Origin of the sequence: Bacillus sp. JJ664, assembly GCF_036962205.1 — a bacterium.
Lineage (GTDB): Bacteria > Bacillota > Bacilli > Bacillales > Bacillaceae_G > Gottfriedia.
The window spans coordinates 1-5,564 of the sequence record NZ_JBALMS010000068.1 but is presented as its reverse complement, the minus strand read 5'-3'; the positions used below and the strand labels follow the sequence as shown (position 1 = coordinate 5,564).

Here is a 5,564-nt window from a genome sequence, read left to right as displayed (position 1 = left end):
CCCCCTAACTATTTTATCCTTATGAAAAGTTATATAGTTATTATGATGTTATTTATAAGAATTTGTTATTTATAATAAGTTTAATCTATCACTATATGTTCACATTATACAATATTGTACGTTAGAAATATAGACCAATTTGTAAAAAAATTTAAAAAAACTTATACAAAAGGTGTACAATTTTCAGTAAATTTCAAAACTTATTAATATACTATTTATTAAACTAAATAACACGATTACCCCTTTATTATTCTTTCACTTTCTAATACAATAGTAGTAACGCTTACATTTTTAGGAGGCACATCTAATGTACGAATATTTTATTGATCTTTCAATCGTTGCAGTATTAGTGATTGGAATCACTGCATTAAATGGTGTATTTACAAACGCTATAGGCGAAAAAATATTTGGCCGAAATAAAAAAAGCCAATTTGTTGATATGTCGAACAAAATGTCAGCCAATTTTAAACAAGTTGGTGGCAAAGGAAATTTCCGCAAAAAAACATATTAACCAACTGAGGGATAAGATCAATCAATCTTATTCCTTTTTTTCTGTCATTTTTCCCCTTCCATAGAACTCCTCTTTCATTAATTTCTTGCTCATCTAACATGTACAATTTTTGTATAACAAAAAACCTAGTGAGAACTCACTAGGTTTTTCTTTATTACTTATAAAGTTGTTGATAGTTTTTAAATTCTGCTTCAGAACAAAGTACGAAATGTCCTGGTCGAACTTCACGTAACTTTGGCTCTTCATTTGCATAATCATGTTGAGATGGGTCATAAACCATACGTTTACGATTGCGCTCATAATCAGGATCCGGAAGTGGAATCGCTGATAATAATGATTTTGTATACGGGTGCATTGGATGATTATATAATTCATCACTATCTGCTAATTCAACAATTTTCCCATGGTACATTACACCGATACGATCACTAATGTACTTAACCATTGATAAGTCATGGGCGATAAATAAATACGTTAATCCTTTTTCCTGTTGTAACTTTCTCATTAAGTTTACAACCTGCGCTTGAATCGAAACGTCAAGTGCTGAAATCGGCTCATCGGCAATAATAAAGTCTGGTTGTACAGCAAGAGCTCTAGCAATACCAATACGTTGACGTTGTCCACCTGAGAATTCATGTGGGAAACGGTTCGCATGTTCTTTATTTAAACCAACTGTTTCAAGTAAATCATAAACCATTTTCATGCGCTCTTCTTTGTTACGAGCTAAGCCATGAATATCAATACCTTCAGCAATGATATCTGCAACTTTCATACGTGGATTTAATGATGCGTATGGATCTTGGAAAATCATTTGCATACGACGGTTAAATTTCTTTAACTCTTTACGACTTTTCTTACCATGTACATCTTCTCCGTCGAAAATTACTTGGCCGTCTGTCGCATTGTATAAACGAATGATTGCACGTCCAGTTGTAGATTTACCAGAACCTGACTCACCTACTAAACCAAAAGTTTCACCACGAAAAATGTCAAATGAAACATCATCAATTGCTTTAACAGTTGTTTTACCTGTATTAAAATATTGTTTTAAATTTTTAACTTCAACTAATTTTTCTGCTTTATTTGACATTTACTTCACCTTCTTTCATTCGTCGGATACGCTTCTGAACAGCCTCAGGTGGTAAAACCTTTGGTGCATCTTCATGTAATAACCATGTAGCAGCGTAATGCGTATCAGACACTTTGAACATTGGAGGTTCCATTTCAAAATCAATTTTTAAAGCATTTGGGTTACGTGGTGCAAATGCATCACCTTTAGGTGGATTTAATAGATCTGGTGGTGTTCCAGGGATCGCTACTAGTTCCTGACCTTGTTCATTTTCTAAATCTGGCATTGAAGCAAGAAGTCCCCAAGTATATGGGTGTTGTGGGTTATAGAACACATCATCAACAGTTCCAATTTCCACTACTCTACCTGCATACATAACCGCTACTTTATCTGCAACGTTTGCTACTACACCTAAATCATGTGTAATGAAGATAATTGCAGAATCAGTTTTTCTTTGAATATCTTTCATAAGCTCTAAGATCTGAGCTTGAATTGTAACGTCAAGAGCTGTTGTAGGCTCATCGGCAATTAATAATTTTGGATTACAAGCTAACGCCATCGCAATAACAACACGTTGTCTCATACCACCAGAGAATTGGTGAGGGTATTGCTTGAAACGCTCTTCAGCTTTAGGAATACCAACAAGATTGATTAATTCTAAAGCAATTTTTTTCGCTTCAGTTTTGCTCATCTTTTGGTGCTTAAGAAGACCTTCCATAATCTGATATCCAATTGTTAACGTTGGATTTAATGATGTCATTGGATCTTGGAAAATCATTGAAATTTCTTTTCCACGAATATTTTGCATTTCTTTTTCACTAAGTTTAGCTAAGTCTTTTCCATCAAATAAAATTTCACCTGATTTAATTTTACCTGGTGGGTTTGGAATTAACCCCATTAAAGCTTTTGATGTAACTGATTTACCTGAACCAGATTCACCTACTATTGCTAATGTCTCACCTTTTTTAAGATCAAATGAAACTCCGCGTACTGCTTGGACTTCACCAGCATGAGTATAAAAGGAGACACATAGATCTTTTACTTCTAATAATTTACTCATAGTTCATTCTCCTTCCAATCTTTATTTACTCATTTTAGGATCTAAAGCGTCGCGTAATCCATCTGCAATTAAGTTGAAACTTAAAATTAGTAAACTGATTACAACCGCCGGAATAATCATCATATGAGGGAAAGTTTGTAAAGACTTAAAGCCGTCACTAACTAATGAACCTAATGATGCTTTTGGTGGAGCAATACCTAGACCGATAAAGCTTAGGAACGCTTCAGCAAAGATCGCACTTGGAATCGTGAACATCATCATTACGATAATTGGACCCATAATATTAGGGATTAAATGTTTTCCAATTAAGCTTGCATTTGTTGCACCTAATGTTCTAGATGCTAAAACGAATTCTTGATTTTTTAATTTTAACATCTGACCACGTACAATACGCGACATACTTACCCAACCGGTTATTACCATCGCTAAAGCGATTGAAAGAATACCAGGGTTTTTGAAAATTAAGATAAACAGGATAACTACGATTAAATATGGAATACCCATTAGGATTTCTGCAAATCGTTGCATAATCGTATCGACTCTACCACCATAAAATCCAGAAATTCCACCAAAAGTTACACCGATTAACATATCAACTGTTGCTGCTATTAAACCGATTAAGATTGAAACTCGCGCTCCAGCCCATGTTCTAGTAAAGATATCACGACCTAGATCATCTGTACCAAACCAGAAGTTCTCAGTCACTTGTTTCTTCGCATATTGATCAGTACCATATTGGTCAATGCCATCAAATGGTAAGAATTTAACATTTTCTAATACACCAATTTTTGGTGGTAATTTAGCTCTTTTTAAATCTTGGTCATCATATTTGTGACCACTCATCATTGGTCCGAATACTACGAAAATTAGTAAGAAACCTAAAATCGCAAATCCTAACATTGCACCTTTGTTTTTAAGAAAACGTCTTCTAGCATCCTTCCAAAATGAATCAGAAGGTCTAGAAATTTTTTCAGCATTTGTTAAATCCAATTCGGCAGGTTGGAATAAATCTGATGGTATTTTTTTTGCAGTGTTGTTACTCATTATTTATTACCTCCCGCTAAACGAATTCGTGGATCAATAACACCGTATAAAATATCTACTAAGAAAATTACTAATAATAATAAAGCACTATAGAAGATGGTAGTACCCATGATAACTGTGTAGTCATTTGTTACGATTGAGTTAACAAATTGAGAACCTAGTCCAGGTACAGCATACATATTTTCGATAACTAATGTACCAGTCATTAAGTTTACAGCCATTGGCCCTAAAATTGTTACAACTGGAATCAATGCATTACGTAATGCGTGTTTGATGATAACTCCTACTTTTGAAATACCTTTTGCTTTCGCAGTTACGATATATTCAGAGTTCATTACTTCAATTAACTCAGTTCTAGAGAAACGAGCTACGTTTGCTGTTACGAATACTGACAATGCAATTGTCGGCAAGATCGTATGTGCAAAGCTTTCCCAATATGCTACTGGGAAAATTGGGAATTTTACAGCTAAATATAATTGTAGAATTGCACCAAAAACGAATGATGGAATCGAAATTCCGATAACTGCTAGAACAGTTGCACTATAATCATAGATTGTATTGTTTTTAAGTGCTGCAACAATACCAAAAATTAATCCCATAAATGTACCTAATAGTAATGCTTGTGCTCCTAATTGAGCAGATGGACCAATACGACCAACAATCATATCAGTAACTGGACGATTGTCGTATTTATATGAAACTCCTAAATCACCTTTTGCTAGATTCTTCATATAGTTCGCATATTGAACTGGTACTGGCTTATCTAGCCCATACTTATGAAAAATGATTTGCTTTTGTTCAGGTGTAAGTTTCTCCGCATTTCGTAGAGGAGAACCTGGTAATAACTTCATCAAGAAAAATGTAACAGTACAAATTAAAAATAGTGTGACAAACATGTAAATAAATCTTTGTAGCACGTAACGTCCCACAACAGCACCCCCTTGTAAATTTTAAAAAGTTTTGTTTTTTTTGACAATTCTTTCTATAAAAGGAGAGTATGCGGACTTTCCATATACTCTCCAGAACTACTTCTTTCATTTAAAACATAACTACTTAAATCGACCCATTTAAATGTGTATTCTCCAGCAAACTGGTGTTTTACAATTTCATTCACATATAAACGCCCGTTCTCTTTGATAAATCAGAGCAATTGCATGGTCGGTCTTGCATTATACTGCACGTACTTTTGAAATAGGTAATTCCAATCTCTTTTAACTTAACAGTACTTTTATCCCGATATTGATCATTTTTAGTCAACTTAAAACTTACATCGTGTTTTCCATTTTCTTAAAGAAAATGGCCCATTGTAAGTTCCTTTATTGGCTTCTGATACATATTTTTCACCTTGATCTTCCATAAACTTTTCATTTTGCGGGTAAAAAGTTGGGAAAGTAACAAGACTTAAGAAATAAGGTACTGGTCTTTCTAACTGCACTTGTAACGTTTTGTCATCAATTGCTTTAACACCTAGCAAATCAATAGGTATTTTCTTTTATTAATTGCTTCAGCATTTTAAATCACACATAATGTAAGCGTATTCGTAACCGTGTTCTGGGTCAATAGATTTTTTCAAAGAATATTCAAAATCTTTTACAGACACTAAATCACCATTAGACCAATTGGCATTATCACGCATATGAAAAGTATAGGTTTTACCGTCCTTACTTACCTCATATTGATCGGCCACACATCTATTGGTTGATTATTTTTATCTAATCTATAAAATCCTTCCATTACATTTGTCATAAGCTAATGAAATTGCATTTGTTCAATTTTACTCTTATGGTTCATGCTGTAAACCTCCTAGGTGCTATTCCATGTTGGTTTATATTGTAAGCAATTAATATACAATTCTGACATTTTGTTGTAGAATTTTCGAT

At 33.8% G+C, this 5,564-nt stretch carries 5 protein-coding genes and 1 pseudogene; 1 reads left to right on the top strand and 5 read right to left on the bottom strand.

The window, feature by feature from the left end:
* Nucleotides 1-307: 307 nt before the first annotated feature.
* Complete coding sequence (locus tag V7056_RS12300; protein WP_087999978.1) at nt 308-511, top strand: hypothetical protein; 204 nt, start codon at nt 308-310, stop codon at nt 509-511.
* Between the two features lie 154 nt (nt 512-665).
* Here V7056_RS12300 and V7056_RS12295 read toward each other — a convergent pair whose 3' ends face one another.
* From V7056_RS12295 to V7056_RS12275, 5 genes and pseudogenes are all read right to left on the bottom strand, one after another.
* Complete coding sequence (locus V7056_RS12295; RefSeq protein WP_499702324.1) at nt 666-1,601, bottom strand: ABC transporter ATP-binding protein; 936 nt, start codon at nt 1,599-1,601, stop codon at nt 666-668.
* On the bottom strand, nt 1,591-2,640 hold the full coding sequence (locus V7056_RS12290; protein WP_499702322.1) for an ABC transporter ATP-binding protein: 1,050 nt from the start codon (nt 2,638-2,640) through the stop codon (nt 1,591-1,593). Before V7056_RS12290 ends, V7056_RS12295 begins: the two co-directional genes overlap by 11 nt.
* A 21-nt stretch (nt 2,641-2,661) precedes the next feature.
* Complete coding sequence (gene opp3C / locus V7056_RS12285; protein WP_499702320.1) at nt 2,662-3,684, bottom strand: oligopeptide ABC transporter permease; 1,023 nt, start codon at nt 3,682-3,684, stop codon at nt 2,662-2,664.
* Entirely contained in the window at nt 3,684-4,613 is a 930-nt protein-coding gene (gene opp3b / locus V7056_RS12280) for an oligopeptide ABC transporter permease (RefSeq protein ID WP_499702318.1), read from the bottom strand. Before opp3b ends, opp3C begins: the two co-directional genes overlap by 1 nt.
* A 329-nt stretch (nt 4,614-4,942) precedes the next feature.
* Nucleotides 4,943-5,371: pseudogene (locus V7056_RS12275) on the bottom strand (ABC transporter substrate-binding protein).
* Nucleotides 5,372-5,564: the final 193 nt, after the last annotated feature.